Here is a 17,353-nt window from a genome sequence, read left to right on the forward strand (position 1 = left end):
TCCGGTATAATCCCGCCGATGGCAAGGATCCGAGCGGGAGGGCTGAATGTCCATCCCGCTTTTGCGTATCTGCAGCCGGTGCCCCGGCGACATTCCAGGGCAGTCTCGAGGGGAGTCTTTCGTGTCCTTGTTACCCGCACTTCCGCCCGCCATCCTGGCTCTCGCCGATGGCACGATCTTCCGAGGCCTGGCGGCAGGGGCCGGAGGCATCACCAGCGGCGAGGTGGTCTTCAACACCGCGATGACCGGGTATCAGGAGATCCTTACCGACCCCTCGTACAGCCGGCAGATCGTCACGCTGACCTATCCGCACATCGGCAACGTCGGCTGCAACGACGAGGACTTCGAGTCGCGGGGCAATCATGCCGCCGGGCTGGTCATCCGCGATCTGCCCGTCCGGGCGGAGAACTGGCGACTGCAGGAATCGCTCGGCGACTACCTGCGCCGACACGGGATCGTCGCCATCGCCGGCATCGACACGCGCCGGCTGACGCGCATCCTGCGCGAAAAGGGCGCCCAGTCGGGCTGCATCCTCGCCGGTGAGGTCGAAGAGTCGCGCGCTCTGGCCGAAGCGCGCGCGTTCCCGGGGCTGGCGGGAATGGATCTGGCAAAGGTGGTCAGCGTCAAGGCGCCCTACGACTGGTCGGAAGGGCAATGGAGCCTGAGCGGCTACCGGCCGGGCCCGGCAGGCCGCTACCACGTCGTGGCCTACGATTTCGGAATCAAGCACAACATCCTGCGCATGCTCGCGACACGTGGCTGCCGGCTGACCGTCGTTCCCGCGGAGACGCCCGCGGCCAGGGTCTTCGATCTCCGGCCGGACGGTGTCCTGCTGTCGAACGGACCCGGTGACCCCGAGCCGTGTGACTACGCGATTGCGGCGATCCGCGAGATTCTCGACAGGAAGCTGCCGACTCTCGGCATCTGCCTTGGTCACCAGCTGCTCGCGCTGGCCTCGGGCGCGAAGACCGTCAAGATGAAGTTCGGGCATCACGGGGCCAATCACCCGGTCAAGGATCTGCACACCGGTCAGGTTCTGATCACCAGCCAGAATCATGGCTTTGCCGTCGATGTCGAGACTCTGCCCGAAAATCTCCAGGCCACCCACGTGTCGCTGTTCGATGGCTCGCTGCAGGGAATCGCGCGCACGGACGTGCCGGCCTTCTCCTTCCAGGGGCACCCGGAGGCCAGCCCCGGCCCGCACGACATCGGATACCTTTTCGACCGCTTCGTCAGGATGATGCACGACCGGAATTTCCAAGATGCCCAAGCGCACTGACCTGAAGAGCATTCTGATCATCGGTGCGGGACCGATCGTCATCGGTCAGGCGTGCGAGTTCGACTATTCCGGCGCACAGGCCTGCAAGGCACTGCGCGAGGAAGGCTATCGGGTCATCCTGGTCAACTCGAATCCGGCGACGATCATGACCGACCCGGAGATGGCCGACGTCACGTACATCGAGCCGATCACCTGGAGGGTGCTCGAAAAGATCATTCTCCGCGAACGGCCCGACGCCCTGCTGCCGACGATGGGCGGGCAGACGGCTCTGAACTGCGCACTCGACCTCGCCCGGCACGGCGTTCTCGAACGGTACGGCGTGGAAATGATCGGCGCGACGCGCGACGCGATCGACAAGGCCGAGGATCGCGAGAAGTTCAAGGCGGCGATGACCCGGATCGGCCTCGGATCGGCCCGTTCAGCCGTCGCCCATTCGATCGAGGAAGCCCTGCAGGTGCAGGCGATGATCGGCTATCCGGCGATCATCAGGCCGTCGTTCACGATGGGCGGCTCGGGCGGCGGGATCGCCTACAACCACGAGGAATTCGTCGAAATCTGCAAGCGCGGCCTCGAGGCGAGCCCGACGCGCGAACTGCTGATCGAGGAATCGCTGATCGGCTGGAAAGAATTCGAGATGGAGGTCGTTCGCGACCGCAACGACAACTGCATCATCGTCTGCTCGATCGAGAACTTCGATCCGATGGGCGTGCATACCGGCGACTCGATCACCGTCGCGCCGGTGCAGACGCTGACCGACAAGGAGTACCAGATCATGCGCGATGCCGCGGTGGCGGTGCTGCGCGAGATCGGCGTCGATACCGGCGGTTCGAATGTCCAGTTCGCGATCAACCCCCACGACGGGCGGATGATCGTCATCGAGATGAATCCGCGCGTCTCGCGCTCGTCGGCACTGGCCTCGAAGGCAACCGGCTTTCCAATCGCCAAGGTTGCGGCGAAACTGGCCGTCGGCTACACGCTCGACGAACTGGCCAACGAGATCACCGGGGGCCGGACGCCCGCGTCGTTCGAGCCGTCGATCGACTACGTGGTCACCAAGGTTCCGCGCTTCGCCTTCGAGAAGTTTCCCGAAGCCGATTCCCGCCTGACGACGCAGATGAAGTCGGTCGGTGAAGTGATGGCCATCGGGCGCACCTTTCAGGAGTCTCTGCACAAGGCGTTGCGTGGACTCGAAGTCGGCGTCGATGGCTTCGACGAGAAAAGTGCCGATCGCGAGGAAATCGAGATGGCGCTCAGCGAGGCGCGGCCAGAGCGCATCTGGTACCTCGCCGACGCCTTCCGGATCGGCCTGTCGATCGAGGACGTCCACCGCCTGACGGCGATCGACCGCTGGTTCCTCGCCCAGATCAAGGACCTCCATCAGAAGGCCGAGCGGGTTCGCGGCCGACCGCTCGAATCGTTGTCCAGAGACGAACTCTGGCAACTCAAACGTGCCGGATTCTCGGACAAGCGCCTCGCCGTGCTGATGCGCTCATCGCAGAGCGAAGTGCGCCAGTTGCGGCACACGCTCGGCATCCGTCCCGTGTACAAGCGCGTCGATACCTGCGCCGCTGAATTCGCCACCGACACGGCGTACATGTACTCGACCTACGAGGAGGAGTGCGAAGCGAACCCGAGCGATCGGCGGAAGATCATCGTCCTCGGCGGCGGACCCAACCGGATCGGTCAGGGAATCGAGTTTGACTACTGCTGCGTACACGCGGCACTCGCCCTGCGTGAAGACGGTTACGAGACGATCATGGTCAACTGCAATCCGGAAACCGTGTCGACCGACTACGACACCTCGGATCGCCTTTACTTCGAGCCGCTGACGCTCGAAGACGTACTCGAGATCGTCGCCGTCGAGAAACCCTTTGGGGTGATCGTCCAGTACGGCGGACAGACCCCGCTCAAGCTGGCGCGCGACCTGGCGGCCAACGGCGTGCCGATCATCGGTACGAGCCCGGACATGATCGACGCCGCCGAGGACCGCGAGCGCTTTCAGAGACTGCTCCACGACCTCGGCCTCAGACAGCCGTCGAACCGCACCGCCCGAAACGAAAGCGAAGCGCTGCGCATGGCCGCGGAGATCGGCTACCCGCTGGTCGTCCGCCCCTCGTACGTGCTCGGCGGTCGGGCGATGGAGATCGTCCATGAGGAGCGCGACCTCGAGCGCTACATGCGCGAGGCCGTCAAGGTGTCGAATGATTCCCCGGTCCTCCTCGACCGCTTCCTCAACGACGCCTGTGAAGTCGATGTCGATGCACTGAGTGATGGCGAACAGGTGTTCATCGGGGGGGTGATGGAGCACATCGAACAGGCCGGGGTCCACTCGGGCGACTCGGCGTGCTCGCTGCCTCCCTACTCGCTGTCCGCGGACATCCAGGACGAACTCCGCCGGCAGACGCGTCTGATGGCTCGTGGCCTGAAGGTCTGCGGGTTGATGAACGTCCAGTTCGCGATCCAGAACGGTGTCGTCTTCGTGCTCGAGGTCAACCCGCGGGCCTCGCGCACCGTGCCCTTCGTGTCCAAGGCGACGGGCCTGCCGCTGGCCAAGATCGCCGCGCGCTGCATGGTCGGCAAGTCGCTGGCCAGCCAGGGAATCACCCACGAGGTGATCCCGACCTACTATTCGGTCAAGGAGGCGGTTTTTCCGTTCATCAAGTTCCGCGGCGTGGACACCATCCTCGGCCCCGAGATGAAGTCCACCGGCGAAGTGATGGGCGTCGGGCGGAGCTTTTCGGAAGCCTTCGTCAAGAGCCAGATGGCCGCCAGCGTGCGGCTGCCGACGTCAGGACAGGTTTTCGTCAGCGTCAAGGAGTCGGACAAGCAGAGGGCTGTCGGCATCGCGCGCCAGCTCGAAGCTGCGGGCTTCACGATCCTCGCCACCCGAGGAACCGCGGCGGCGATCGCTGCGGCTGGCGTGGCGGTCACCACCGTCAACAAGGTGACCGAGGGCCGCCCACACGTCGTCGACATGATCAAGAACAACGAGATCGTCCTGATCATCAACACCGTCGACGAGAAGCGCAAGGCAATCAACGACTCGCGGTCGATCCGGACGTCCGGTCTCGCCGCACGGGTGACCATCTACACGACCATCTGGGGTGCAGAGGCGGCCACAGCCGGGATCAGGAATCGCGGCGAGCTGGTCGTCTATCCGCTCCAGGACTTGCACGCGCAGCTGAACTAGTCAACACCGTCGAACCGGTCCCCTGGCAGGCATCGGCGGCTTTTTTCGCGGCAGCAGACGATATGAGCAAGGTACCTGTGACCGTCAGGGGCGCCGAGAAGCTTCGCGCCGAACTGCATCATCTGAAGACGATCGAGCGGCCGCAAGCGATTGCGGCGATTGCCGAAGCGCGTTCGCACGGCGATCTGTCGGAGAACGCCGAGTACGATGCCGCCAAGGAAAGGCAGGGCTTCATCGAGGGACGAATCAAGGACATGGAGAACAAGCTGGCCAACGCGCAGATCATCGACCCGAAGCTGCTCGACGCCGACGGCCGCTGTGTCTTCGGAGCGACCATCGAACTCGAAGACCAGGAGAGCGGCGCCCGCGTAAGCTACCAGATCGTCGGCGAGGATGAGGCGGACATCAAGGCCGGAAAGATCTCGATCAATTCGCCGATGGCCCGGGCGTTGATCGGCAAGTTTGCCGGGGACATCGCCGAGGTCCAGGCCCCGGGCGGACTGCGCGAGTACGAAGTCATCGAAGTCCGCTACGAGTAGGGATGTGTTCATGCGACGCGTTGCCGATGCGCTGTGTGATGTCGCGCTGACGCTGTGGATCGGCGGCCTGTGGACGACCGGGCTGGTGGTCGCACCCGCCCTGTTTGCCGAACTGCGCGGCAACCGGCCGCTCGCCGGGACTCTGGCCGGCGCGATATTCGAACTTGCTGGCTGGGTGGGACTGGCCTGCGCGACTTACCTGGTTGCCTTCCTGATCTACCGCTGGCGTGGCGCCGCCCTGCGCCGCGGCAGTTTCTGGCTGATTCTGGTCATGCTGCTGCTCACCGCGGTGAGCCTGTTCGGCATTCAGCCGCTGCTTGCGCAGCTCAAGGCCGACGCCCTGCCTCGCGAAGTCATGGAGAGCGTCCTGCGTGACCGCTTTTCTGCCTGGCACGGCATCTCGAGCCTGCTCTACGTCGTTCAGAGCCTGCTCGGTCTGCTGCTCGTGACCACCTTCCGTGGCGCGCGCTGAACCACCCGGTCGCCGAACTGGCCCGCGCCAGGCGGCAAGACACGGCTCGGCCGATCAGCGGCCCGTTCCACTCCCCTGGAAGCTGCGCTTGCTGCGCCGCCCTTCGTCGCGCCGCGCTGCCGGCGTCGCCGATCCGGAATGCTGGTCGGTCTGCGGGCGCCAGATGATCAGCAGTTTGCCGATGTGTTGGACCGGCGCAGCCTCGAGTTTCTCGCACAGTGTCACGAGCAAACCTTCGCGCGCCTCGCGGTCATCGCTATCGACGCGGATCTTGATCAATCCGTGACTCGCCAGGCTGACGGCAATCTCCCTGAGCACCGAGTCGCTGAGGCCGTTGTGACTGATCGCGACGACCGGACTCAGCGGATGAGCCCGGGCGCGCAACCGGCATCGCTCTGCGGAAGTGATCGCCAGCATGCTGGTTACCTCTCGTGAAAACACGATTCTAACGGCTTTCAGCTGATGAAACGAAGCCGGTCGAGCAACGCCTGGTTGCGCGAGCACATGAGCGACAGCTACGTGCGGCGCGCACAGATCGAGGGCTACCGCTCGCGCGCCGCCTACAAGCTCGCCGAGATCGACGACCGGGACCATCTGATCCGCCCTGGCAGTCTGATCATCGACCTCGGCGCGGCGCCGGGCGGCTGGTCGCAGCTTGCCAGCGAGCGGCTCAAGGGCCACGGGAGGATCATCGCCGTCGACCTCCTCGACATGCCGCCGCTGCCTGAGGTGCTCTTCGTGCGCGGCGACTTCGCCGATCCGGGTGTCCTCCGCCAGATCGAAACGCTGCTCGCCGGACAGCGTGTGGACCTTGTCCTTTCGGACATGTCGCCCAATATCTCGGGTATAGCAATCCGCGACCAGGCGCTCGCCGCTGATCTCGCCGCCCGCGCTCTCGATTTCGCGCGACGCTGGCTGAAACCCGACGGTGCTTTGCTGGTCAAAGTTTTTCAGGGTTGTGAATTCGCGAAATTGCTCACCGAAATGCGCAAGGGCTTCGGCGCCGTTCTGACGCGCAAGCCGGGTGCGTCGCGCGACCGGAGTGCTGAGCTCTATCTGCTGGGCAGGATGCCGAAAAGCTGATCCGTGGCACCGGCCGGTTTGCTTTGCTGACTGCGAATCAGTTTAGAATGTGGTTTGATCGTCGGGTGAAGTTACCAAAGCGCATCCGGCACCGGACGAGAGGGAAAAGGTGACAGGTTGAATAACATGTTCAAGAATCTGGCGATCTGGCTGGTCATCGGACTCGTGCTGATGACCGTATTCAACCAGTTCAACAATCGCCAGGTCGCCCAGTCTTCGATGGAGTACTCGCAATTCATCGAGGAAGTCGGCAAGGGGACGATCGCCAAGGTGGTCATCGAAGGCCGGGTGCTCAAGGCAACGACGACTGACGGACGGAAGCTGACGACCTATGCGCCACCCGATCTGTGGATGGTCTCCGACCTGCTGAAGCACGGCGTCAAGATCGAGGCCAAGCCCGAGGAAGAACAGTCGTTCCTGATGAGTGTCTTCGTCAGCTGGTTCCCGATGCTGCTGCTGATCGGAGTCTGGATCTTCTTCATGCGTCAGATGCAGGGCGGGGGACGCGGTGGGGCGTTCTCATTCGGCAAGAGCAAGGCTCGGCTGCTCGACGAGTCGTCGAATACCGTGACTTTCTCTGACGTCGCGGGCTGCGACGAGGCCAAGGAGGAAGTGGCGGAACTCGTCGACTTCCTCCGCGACCCGTCGAAGTTCCAGAAGCTCGGCGGACGAATCCCGAAGGGCGTGCTGCTCGTCGGCAACCCGGGAACCGGCAAGACCTTGCTCGCCAAGGCGATTGCCGGCGAAGCCAAGGTGCCGTTCTTCTCGATTTCGGGATCGGACTTCGTCGAAATGTTCGTCGGAGTCGGCGCGGCGCGCGTTCGGGACATGTTCGAGAACGCCAAGAAACACGCCCCGTGCATCGTGTTCATCGACGAACTCGACGCGGTCGGGCGCCAGCGCGGCGCCGGCCTCGGCGGCGGCAACGACGAGCGCGAGCAGACGCTGAACCAGATGCTCGTCGAGATGGACGGATTCGAGGGTAGCGTCGGAGTGATCGTCATCGCGGCGACGAACCGCCCGGATGTGCTCGATCCGGCGCTGATGCGTCCGGGGCGCTTCGATCGCCAGGTCGTCGTCCCGCTGCCGGACATCCGCGGACGCGAGCAGATTCTCATCGTGCACATGCGCAAGGTGCCGCTGTCGCCCGACGTCAAGGCCGACATCATCGCCCGTGGAACGCCCGGCTTTTCGGGCGCAGACCTGGCCAACCTGGTCAACGAGGCGGCGCTTTTTGCGGCTCGCGGCAACAAGCGTCTGGTCGACATGGAGGACTTCGAGAAGGCCAAGGACAAGATCATGATGGGCGCCGAGCGGCGCAGCATGGTGATGAGCGAAGAGGAGCGGCGCAACACGGCGTTTCACGAGTCTGGCCACGCGGTCGTCGCCAAACTGCTGCCGAAGTCCGACCCGGTGCACAAGGTGACGATCATCCCGCGCGGTCGGGCACTCGGTGTGACCATGCAGTTGCCCGAGGAAGACCGGTATGCGTACGACCGCGTCTACCTGTTGAGCCGGATCGCGGTGCTTTTCGGGGGACGGATCGCCGAAGAACTGTTCATGAATCAGATGACCACCGGCGCCTCGAACGACTTCGAGCGGGCTACCCAGATGGCCCGCGACATGGTCACGCGCTACGGGATGTCCGACGCACTCGGCCCGATGGTCTATGGCGAGAATGAAGGCGAGGTTTTCCTCGGCCGGTCGGTGACCACCCACAAGAACCTGTCAGAGGCGACGATGGAAAAGGTCGACGCCGAAATCCGCCGGATCATCGACGAGCAGTACGGTCTTGCGCGGCGCCTGCTCGAACAACACCGTGACAAGGTCGAAGCGATGGCCAGCGCGCTTCTCGAACTCGAGACGGTCGACGCCGACCAGGTCAACGACATCATGGAGGGCAAGCCGCCGCGCCCGCCAAGGCAGCCCCAGGTACAGTCGCCGAGCCCTGGTGACCGCAACACGCCCGATGCCGCGCCGAGCGCCACGGCGCCGGCCTGAGGCGCGCTGAAGAAGCAGCCGCTGCGCCGCTAGCCAAGCGCGGCAGATCACGCTTGCCGGCGAGCCGATGACTGCGACGATTTGGCGCTGCGGGAAGTTCGTCCTTCCCGGCCATCGCCCGCTGATCATGGGGGTGGTCAACCTGACGCCGGATTCGTTTTCCGGCGACGGTGTGGCAAGCGACGTCACCCGCGCGGCCCGCCACGCGCGACGGCTGATCGGCGAGGGTGCCGACATCATCGATCTCGGCGCCGAGTCTTCGCGCCCCGGCGCCATTCCCGCTCCGACCGACGAAGAACTTGGCCGCCTCATCCCCATCCTCGCCGAGCTCAGCGGCTGCGGCGTTCCGCTTTCCGTGGACACCTACAAGCCCGAGGTGATGGCGGCAGCACTGGCCCACGGCGCGTCGATGATCAACGACATCTACGCGCTGCGCATGCCGGGAGCCCTGCGCGCGGTAGCCGACAGCGACTGCGCGGTCTGCCTGATGCACATGCAGGGGGAACCGCGAACCATGCAGACCGACCCGCGGTACGACGACGTCGTCACCGAGGTACGCGACTTCCTCGCCGATCGTCTGGCAGCGGCCAAAGCGACCGGAGTCTCGATCGAGCGCGTCGTGCTCGATCCTGGTTTCGGTTTTGGCAAGACCCTGCGACACAACCTCGAACTGCTGCGGCACCTGGACGAACTGGCTCTCGAAGGGCTGCCGGTGCTGGCCGGCATTTCGCGCAAGTCGATGCTCGGGGCGATCACCGGCCGCCGGGTGGAGGATCGCCTGGCGGCGAGTGTCGCTGCGGCGGTCATCGCCGCCGAGCACGGCGCAGCGATCTTGCGCGTGCACGACGTCGCGGCGACTCGCGACGCCCTGGCCGTCTGGCGCGCAGTCGAACGATCCGGCGCGGAGTGAGCGACGAAAGGTGTCCTTGTTGGCAGATCCCGGTCGACGATTCGCATAGAATGAGGCTTTGAAGGACCGCCATCAGAGGTCCACCGCACTGGGGAGAAAGCACCGTGGCAAGGAAGCATTTTGGCACCGACGGGATTCGCGGCCGGGTCGGCGAGACCCCGATCACCCCCGATTTCGTGATGCATCTGGGTCATTCCACCGGAAAGGTGCTCGCCGCCCATGACCTGAGTCGCGCGCACGCCAAGGCTGGCGAGCGGCCGGCCGTGCTGATCGGGAAGGACACCCGGATCTCCGGGTACATGCTCGAAGCCGCGCTCGAGGCCGGTTTTTCGGCCGCCGGCGTCGATGTCTGTCTCGTCGGACCGATGCCGACGCCGGCGATCGCCTACCTGACCCGTGCGCTGCGCCTGCAGGCCGGAATCGTCATCTCCGCGTCGCACAATCCGTACTACGACAATGGGATCAAGTTCTTCTCTGCCCGAGGAACCAAGCTGCCCGACGAGGTCGAAGAGGAAATCGAAGCCGCGCTCGACGAGCCACTGACCTGCGTGCCGTCGGCCGGCCTCGGTCGCGCACGGCGAATCGACGACGCCGACGGGCGCTACATCGAGTTCTGCAAGAGCACCGTCCCCTTCGACATGGACCTGCGCGGCCTGAAGATGGTCATCGACTGCGCGAACGGCGCCGCGTACCACATCGCACCGCACGTTTTCCATGAACTCGGTGCCGAGGTGACGAGCATCGGTACGGAACCCAATGGCCTGAACATCAACCAGGAGGTCGGGGCGACCGCCCCTGGGGCGCTCTGTCAGGCGGTGGTCGAGCAGTGCGCCGACCTCGGCATCGCTCTCGACGGCGACGGTGACCGGGTGATCATGGTCGATGCCCAGGGCCAGGTCTACGACGGAGACCAGTTGCTGTTCGCCCTCGTGCGCAGTCGCCTGCGCCAAGGGCCGGTCGCCGGTGTCGTCGGGACGCTGATGAGCAACCTCGCGCTCGAGCACGCTCTCGGCGAATGCAACGTGCCCTTCGCTCGCGCGGCGGTCGGCGACCGCTACGTCATGGACATGCTGCGCCAGAAGGGCTGGCTGTATGGCGGCGAGAATTCCGGGCACATTCTCTGCTTGGATCGCCATACGACCGGTGACGGCATCGTCTCCGCGCTGCAGGTCCTTTGCGCGCTCCGCGAAGAGGGATGTGATCTGCAGCAGCTCCTCGGTGGTCTCAAGCTGTACCCGCAGAGACTGATCAACGTTGCGCTGAGCAAGGGCTTCCCGTGGAAGGATCACCCGCTGATCGGCGCAGCGCAGAGCGAAGTGGAACACGAACTCGAGGGCTGCGGACGCGTGCTTCTGCGCGCGTCAGGAACCGAGCCGCTGTTGCGGGTGATGGTCGAAGGCCAGGACGCGGCGAGCGTGGCCCGCGCGGCCGAGAGGCTGGCCGACGCGGTTCGCGAAGCGGTATCCTCCTGAGCGGTGGTCAGCAGAATTCCCGAGAGCGGTCGAGGAACGAGAGAAAACGCCAGGGCGGTTCAGGAATGCACGAAACGGCCGCGTGAGCCAGGCAGCCGATTGGCAGCGCAGGAAATCGATCCCCGACCTTCGCCATCAGCCCGCTTGGGAATCCGCCCACGCGACCTGCCGGAGCGTCGATTCGACGCCCAAGAGCGGCTCGACGGCTTCGCCACGTCGGCTGGCGGGTTGGCCTCGAACGGCCAACCTGACGCACTGCGACCTGACCCAGACCGGATGCGCCACGCTCAGTAAAGAAGAAACTCCCTGCGTTCGAGTTCCCAGCGCTGCTCGTCGATCCGGCTGATCGCCTCGAGATCGGCTACCGAAGCTTCCGGGTCGTCGACCCACTCACGCAGGATCGGCGAGCCGTTGATCAGGTCGATCGCCAGACGCTCGTACTCGTACTCGTAGGCAAAGTCCCGCCAGAGCGGATACGCCGGATCGATCTGGCGCACCGCCTTGAAAGCCAGCGCTTGGAGCCTCCAGGGACGGAAAGCGTCATGGCGGTAGTGCGGCCCATCGACGTGGACCTGTACCCCGTTGCACAGTCTGCCGACGTGCTTGTGAAAGGTGGGCTCGAACCAGCACTCACGCAGGCTGCAGCCGGCAAGCCACTCCGGGGCCAGCGCGTGCATCGTGCGGATCACCTGGCCGGCAGGAAGGTCAGGCGCCCCAAAAATCTCGAGCGGGCGGGTCGTACCCCGCCCTTCGGACAAGGTCGTCCCCTCGAGCAGCACGGTGCCGGGGTAACAGCGCGCCATCGACAGATTCGGGGCGTTCGGGCTCGGATTGATCCAGCTCCTCTCGCCGGCTGGCCAGCCGTAGCCTGGTGCCTCTTCGGGCAGCCAGCCGTGCATCCGGATCACCGTACAATCCAGATCGAGAGCGAGCGCGCTGACGAACCAGCAGGCGAGTTCGCCCAAAGTCAGACCATGGCGCATCGGCAGCGACCCGCTGCCGACGAAGCTCTCCCAGCCGGGCCGCAACAGCAGGCCCTCGATCGGCCGTCCAAGGGGGTTGGGGCGATCGAGTATCCACACCGCCTTGCCGGTCGCCGCCGCAGCCTCGAGCAGGTAGCGCAACGTGGTGACGAACGTGTAGATGCGACAACCGAGATCCTGCAAGTCGACGATCAGAACGTCGAAGCCATCGAGCATGCTTCGGGTCGGGCGACGCACCGCCCCATACAGGCTGAAGACCGGGATACCATGGACACGGTCGAGAAAGTCGTCTGACTCGACCATGTTGTCCTGCTTTTCGCCGCGCAGTCCGTGCTGAGGGCCGAAGGCGGCGGTGAGCCGGAGATCCGGAAGCGCAGCCAGCGCATCGAGCGCATGCGTCAGATTCGCCGTGACCGACGCCGGGTGTGCGAGAAGGGCAAGGCGCTGGCCGCGCAGCGGTTCGCGGAGCTTCGCGTCAGCAACCAGGCGGTCGAGTCCGAATTCGCAAGCGGGCATGGCCAGTTCCTTTCAGGCAACAGGTCCGGACGGCGGCAGTTCGAGAGCGAAGCCGCCGCGGTGATGGAAATCGGGCAGCGCGACGGGATGGCGCAATGCCCAGTAGCTGTGGCGACCATCGACGAGGTCGGCAGCCTCGATGACCGCGCAGAGCCCGATCTGCCAGGTCACCGCAACCGGCAGCGCCGGCAGCAGCGAAGTGGGGATCAGCACTTCGAGTTCGAATCTGCCTGCCGACAGTCGGGCGGCGAGTTCCGGAGCGGCGAGCAGCGTCCGCCGATCGTCACGCCGGCGGTAACCAGCGAAGGCATAGGCCGCCCAGGCACCCGACGGCGAGAAATTGAACTCGTGGTAGGCCGGTTCCCCGGCGACTGCCACGAAGGCCTCGAAGCAGGTGTGTTCCCATAGGCCGTCGCTGTGGCCTGGCTGCTGCGGGCCGGGAATCCGCAGCCGGGCGATGTCTCCACGCAGCCGGTAAGCGAGCTCGAGCCCACCCCCGGCGGTACGCTCGGCATGGACCTCGATCGTCCTTACGGCTGGCCCGGGCGTCGCCGGGTGACAGGTCAGAAACTGCGTGAAATCGGTCGGCCACATCGCTGCCGTTCACCCGGAGGCGATGAATGAATCCGCTGGACGGCCCCCGGCGGCGTCGCTCATCACGCTTTGCTGGCCAGTTGTCATCGACCAGCCGCCGGCGACGAAACCCGCGGATTGCCGGCCGCAAGCGGGTCGCGCGACACGGTCACGCCGCAGAAAGCGGCGAACGCGCCGTCGACGATCTCACGGGCCAGGGCATCCACGATCAGGACGAGTCGGCTCCTCCGGTCGGCGTCAGGCCAGGCGGGAAGGCTCCACTCGGGGTAGCGGACGTGCTGCACGCACTGCACCACTCGCGGCCCGGGCTCGCCGGTCACCGCGACGAGCCCCTTGAGGCGCAGGATGCGCGGACCACAGGTGTCGAGCAAGAGATCGATCGCCTCGGTAAAATCGGCCCAGGCCACCGGCTCGGCGAAACGAATGACGAAAGCGCGCACCTGCGCGTCGTGGCGTGTCGCACGCGCGTCAGGGCGAAAGCCATCGCTGGCCAGCAGTTCGGCGACCCTCTGTTCGGCGAGCCAGGGAACGACCCTCGCCGCCTCTTCCGCGCGATCGTAGAATCCATTCGCGAAGATGTCACTCGCCGCAGCCAACTGGCCTGCACGGACTTCGATCTGCCTCGCGCCGGGGTTGATCCGCTGCAGACGACGGCCGACGTCCGAGATCTGCTCGTCCGTCGCCAGATCACACTTGGTCAGCAGCAGATCATCGGCCAGGGCGACTTGGCGGAGCACCTCGCGATGGCGATCGAGCTGATCGACGAAATGGGTCACCGCGACGGCCGTGAGAACGGCGTCCATCCGATAGCGATCGGCGAGGAAAAAGTCCTCGCGGAGGGTATGGATGGTCGGCGCCGGATCGGCCAGTCCGCTCGTCTCGATCAGCACGCGCGAGAACGATGGAATCTCGCGCCGCAAGCGCCGCATGAACAGGTCGCGCAGGCTGGTCGCCATTTCACCGCGAACGCTGCAACACAGACAGCCCGAATCGAGGACGACGATCGCCTCGTCGATCTTCTGCACCAGATGGTGGTCGACGGCCACCGCGCCGAACTCGTTGATCAGCACCGCCGCATCGGCAAGAACCGGCTGCCCGAGCAGACGGTTGAGCAAGGTCGTCTTGCCCGCCCCAAGGAAGCCGGTCAGAATCGTCACCGGAATCTTCGCGCTCATCGCCATCGCATGGCCCCGCCAGCCCGCGCCACTCTCCCGCGCGTCGATCTAATCCTGCGCGCAACCCAACGCCCCCCGCCGGATCATGCATGACCGGCCTGCGCCCCAGGGCGCCCCGGCACCGGTCAGCAGTCCTGATCGCCGATCATTTAAGCACAGTTGGCCGACCGATGGAACGAAGTCGCCCGGGCCGGTGTCTCGGACACATCGGCGCCTCTCCGGTGCACGACGATGTAAGGTTGACCGGACGTCTTCGACTACTCGCAGAGCGGCTGGACGGCCGGCTGACTGCAGGCACCGCCGCCCTGGCGCACTGAGGAGCCGTTCGAGACGCTGGCGCCGAAGGCGTCCGCCCGACGACCGGGCAAGAGCACGACCGAACCGGTTGCCATCGCCCAGCCGGGCGGCAAGGCCGGCATGGCGAATCGCTTCGATGGAGGAAGGACTATGGATCGCAGACAGACACTGAGATGGCTGACCGGAATTCCGGCGCTGATCATTCCGGCCGTGGCTCCGGGTCCGGCGGCGGCCGGGGACCCGGACGGCAGGCTCAACAAATCGAAGGCCGAATGGGCGGCCCTGCTGCCGGCAGATGCATTCCACGTCCTCTTCGACGAGGGAACCGAGCGCGCCGGAAGCAGCCCGCTGAATCATGAGAAGCGTGACGGCACGTTCATCTGCGCGGCCTGCTACTGGCCGCTGTTCGACAGTTCGACGAAGTACGAGAGCGGGACCGGCTGGCCAAGTTTCTGGGAACCACTGCCGCGAGCGTTGGCCACGAAAACCGACTTCAGGCTGATCTATCCGCGCACCGAGTACCACTGCGCGCGCTGCGGAGGGCATCAGGGTCACGTGTTCAACGATGGACCGAAGCCGACCGGCAAGCGTTACTGCAACAACGGCGTGGCCCTGCTGTTCGTTCCGCGCAGCGAGAAGCTGCCAGACCTGCGCACATGAGAACCGGCGCAGGAGGATTGGCGTTGATCCTCGGCCTCTGTTCGGTGACCGCCGGCGCAGCCGGCGATCCGCCGCGCGCCGCGCCGCGCACGGCGATCTTCGCAGGCGGCTGCTTCTGGTGCCTCGAGGCCGATTTCGAAAAGCTCCCGGGAGTGCTCGCCGCAGAATCGGGCTACACTGCCGGGCAGACCAGGAATCCGACTTACGAGCAGGTCAGTTCGGGGAAGACCGGTCACGCCGAAGCCGTGCGGGTGACCTATGATCCGCAGAAGCTGAGCTACGCACAACTGCTCGACTATTTCTGGCGGCACATCGATCCGACCGTCCGGAACCGCCAGTTCTGCGACGTCGGCACGCAATACCGTACCGGCATCTACTGGCAGAGCGAAGACGAACGGCTGGCCGCAGAGTCGAGCCGTGACGCACTGCTCAAGGCTGGCAAGCTGCCGCGCATCGAGACCGAGATCGTCGCCACGTCGGCCTTCTACCCGGCCGAAGAGTATCACCAAGACTATTACCGCAAGAACCCGCTGCGCTACGCCTACTATCGCCAGTCCTGCGGCCGTGACCAGCGAATCGAGGAGATCTGGGGAAAGCCCCCGGCACATCGCTGAGCAGGCGGCGACCTTCGCTCAGAGGTTGTGCATGGATCTACTCGGCGACCAATCTGCGGCGTTGCTCAGTCGCTCCTGTCCGATCGGCCTGCTCGTGACGATTTCTGCACAACCTCTCAGTCGGCTTCGCAGAGCAGCCCCTTGAGGTACTCGCCTTCGCTGAAGCTGAGCAGGACGGGGTGGTCGAGCGATGCCGCGAGCCGCCTCCGAATGCGCACTTCACGCCCCGAATCGACGGCCGCCTCGGCGACGATCTGCTGAAAATGCTCGCGGCGAATACCGCCCGAGCACGAAAAGCTCATCAACAGCCCGCCGGGATTGAGCAGACGCAAGCCGAGCACATTGATGTCGCGGTAGGCTCGCGCAGCGCGCTCGGCATGAGCTATCGACGGAGCGAACTTCGGCGGATCGAGAATGACCAGATCGAAGCGCCGGCCCTGGCTCCTCAGCGCCCGCATTTCTTCGAACACGTCGGCCTCGCGCCACTCGACACAATCGGAGCGAAGTTCGGGATTCATCGCCAGGTTCTCCTCGGCCATGCGCAGCGCCGGCGCCGATGAATCGATCGACAGGACGTGCCTTGCGCCGCCAGCGAGCGCCTGAAGCGAGAAGCCCCCGGTGTAGCAGAAACAGTTGAGGACCAGCCTGCCGCGCGCGAGTTCGCGTGTCAACAGACGGTTTTCGCGCTGATCGAGGTAGAAACCTGTCTTGTGTCCGGCAACGACGTCGACGCGCATGCGCACGCCGTACTCGACGATCGAAAGCGGCGCATCGGGCGCTTCGCCGAGTGCCCAACCGGTCACCGGTTCGAGCCCTTCGAGCCGGCGAACTTCGGAATCGGAACGGTCGAAGATCCTCGCGCAGCCCGTCGCCAGCTGGACGGCGCGAACGATCGCCTTGCGCCACTTGTCAGCCCCGGCCGAGGTCAACTGAACGACGACGGTGTCCCGATAACCATCGGCGATCACCCCGGGCAAGCCATCGGACTCGCCGTGGACGAGGCGCAAACCCTCCTGGCCACGGAGTTCCGGCATCAGCCGACGACGCTGGACCGCAGCCTCGACGCGGCGCTTGAAGAAAGCGTCGTCGATGACCTCCTGAGGATCGAAAGTCCACACCCGGCCGCGGATTTTCGATTGCGGGCTCCACGCCGCCCGGGCAAGCGGTCTGCCGTTGGCAGCCAGTACGTCGACCGTGTCACCCGGTCGGGCGCGGCCAACCAGGCGGTCCACTGCTGCGGCAAAGATCCACGGATGGCGGTGCGTGAGCGGGCGATCCCTGCCCGGCATCAGTACGATTTGGGCCATGCTCGGTGTTCCTTGCGAGGAGCCCGCCTCCGGGCCTCCGCCGGGCGACCCGCTCGTCGCTCCTTCACCCGACGGACGGGCCAGACGGGCCGCCTGGACGGCCGTCCGGCCGGATCTACCGAACTGCGCGGCAGAACTGCGGATCGGCAAACGCGAGATTCTGACGCTGAAACGAACAGGCTGGAGCGAGCGCGTCTGCGAGCGCTCGCGACACCTTCAGCGGCGGCCACGGCGGGCGGGGCGACACGCGCCAGCCCCGGA

General features: G+C 65.3%; 15 protein-coding genes. 10 read left to right on the plus strand and 5 right to left on the minus strand.

The window, feature by feature from the left end; translation table 11 throughout:
* Nucleotides 1–121 precede the first annotated feature (121 nt).
* From carA to NFW05_RS17300, 4 genes are all read left to right on the plus strand, one after another.
* Nucleotides 122–1,279, plus strand: coding sequence for a glutamine-hydrolyzing carbamoyl-phosphate synthase small subunit (gene carA, locus NFW05_RS17285; RefSeq protein ID WP_295309845.1), 1,158 nt, complete (start codon nt 122–124; stop codon nt 1,277–1,279).
* Nucleotides 1,263–4,469: a carbamoyl-phosphate synthase large subunit gene (carB, locus tag NFW05_RS17290; RefSeq protein ID WP_295309847.1), complete on the plus strand. Its 3,207-nt coding sequence runs from the start codon at nt 1,263–1,265 to the stop codon at nt 4,467–4,469. Before carA ends, carB begins: the two co-directional genes overlap by 17 nt.
* Before the next feature lie 62 nt (nt 4,470–4,531).
* Complete coding sequence (gene greA / locus NFW05_RS17295; protein ID WP_295309848.1) at nt 4,532–5,008, plus strand: transcription elongation factor GreA; 477 nt, start codon at nt 4,532–4,534, stop codon at nt 5,006–5,008.
* A 10-nt stretch (nt 5,009–5,018) separates the two neighbouring features.
* Nucleotides 5,019–5,480 (plus strand): DUF4149 domain-containing protein, encoded by a 462-nt coding sequence (locus NFW05_RS17300; RefSeq protein WP_295309850.1) that lies wholly within the window; start codon nt 5,019–5,021, stop codon nt 5,478–5,480.
* Between the two features lie 54 nt (nt 5,481–5,534).
* On the opposite strand, the gene NFW05_RS17305 is transcribed toward NFW05_RS17300, so the two are convergent.
* Nucleotides 5,535–5,921, minus strand: a complete 387-nt coding sequence (locus tag NFW05_RS17305) for a YhbY family RNA-binding protein (RefSeq protein ID WP_295309851.1) — start codon at nt 5,919–5,921, stop codon at nt 5,535–5,537.
* 21 nt (nt 5,922–5,942) lie between these two features.
* Between NFW05_RS17305 and NFW05_RS17310 the strand changes: the two genes are divergently transcribed.
* From NFW05_RS17310 to glmM, 4 genes are all read left to right on the plus strand, one after another.
* On the plus strand, nt 5,943–6,563 hold the full coding sequence (locus NFW05_RS17310) for an RlmE family RNA methyltransferase (protein WP_295309853.1): 621 nt from the start codon (nt 5,943–5,945) through the stop codon (nt 6,561–6,563).
* 117 nt (nt 6,564–6,680) lie between these two features.
* Nucleotides 6,681–8,564 carry an ATP-dependent zinc metalloprotease FtsH gene (gene ftsH / locus NFW05_RS17315; RefSeq protein ID WP_295309854.1) on the plus strand — a complete coding sequence of 628 codons (1,884 nt, stop codon included), beginning with the start codon at nt 6,681–6,683 and terminating at the stop codon, nt 8,562–8,564.
* 67 nt (nt 8,565–8,631) lie between these two features.
* Nucleotides 8,632–9,474, plus strand: a complete 843-nt coding sequence (gene folP, locus NFW05_RS17320) for a dihydropteroate synthase (protein WP_295309855.1) — start codon at nt 8,632–8,634, stop codon at nt 9,472–9,474.
* Nucleotides 9,475–9,578: 104 nt separating this feature from the next.
* Entirely contained in the window at nt 9,579–10,946 is a 1,368-nt protein-coding gene (gene glmM, locus NFW05_RS17325) for a phosphoglucosamine mutase (protein WP_295309856.1), read from the plus strand.
* 287 nt (nt 10,947–11,233) lie between these two features.
* Here the strand turns inward: glmM and NFW05_RS17330 are convergent, their stop codons facing one another.
* The 3 genes from NFW05_RS17330 to NFW05_RS17340 form a co-directional block, all read right to left on the minus strand.
* Complete coding sequence (locus NFW05_RS17330; protein ID WP_295309858.1) at nt 11,234–12,445, minus strand: DUF1343 domain-containing protein; 1,212 nt, start codon at nt 12,443–12,445, stop codon at nt 11,234–11,236.
* Between the two features lie 12 nt (nt 12,446–12,457).
* Nucleotides 12,458–13,039, minus strand: a complete 582-nt coding sequence (locus tag NFW05_RS17335; protein ID WP_295309860.1) for a DOMON-like domain-containing protein — start codon at nt 13,037–13,039, stop codon at nt 12,458–12,460.
* Nucleotides 13,040–13,122: 83 nt separating this feature from the next.
* Nucleotides 13,123–14,214: a GTP-binding protein gene (locus NFW05_RS17340; protein WP_295309862.1), complete on the minus strand. Its 1,092-nt coding sequence runs from the start codon at nt 14,212–14,214 to the stop codon at nt 13,123–13,125.
* Nucleotides 14,215–14,661: 447 nt separating this feature from the next.
* Between NFW05_RS17340 and msrB the strand changes: the two genes are divergently transcribed.
* Together msrB and msrA are read left to right on the plus strand one after the other, a co-directional pair.
* Nucleotides 14,662–15,171, plus strand: coding sequence for a peptide-methionine (R)-S-oxide reductase MsrB (gene msrB, locus NFW05_RS17345; protein ID WP_295309863.1), 510 nt, complete (start codon nt 14,662–14,664; stop codon nt 15,169–15,171).
* Between the two features lie 23 nt (nt 15,172–15,194).
* Nucleotides 15,195–15,785, plus strand: a complete 591-nt coding sequence (msrA, locus tag NFW05_RS17350; protein ID WP_295309864.1) for a peptide-methionine (S)-S-oxide reductase MsrA — start codon at nt 15,195–15,197, stop codon at nt 15,783–15,785.
* 116 nt (nt 15,786–15,901) lie between these two features.
* Here the strand turns inward: msrA and NFW05_RS17355 are convergent, their stop codons facing one another.
* Nucleotides 15,902–17,092, minus strand: a complete 1,191-nt coding sequence (locus NFW05_RS17355) for a class I SAM-dependent methyltransferase (RefSeq protein WP_295309866.1) — start codon at nt 17,090–17,092, stop codon at nt 15,902–15,904.
* Nucleotides 17,093–17,353: the final 261 nt, after the last annotated feature.

This window comes from Accumulibacter sp., from assembly GCF_023806625.1.
Classification (GTDB): domain Bacteria; phylum Pseudomonadota; class Gammaproteobacteria; order Burkholderiales; family Rhodocyclaceae; genus Accumulibacter.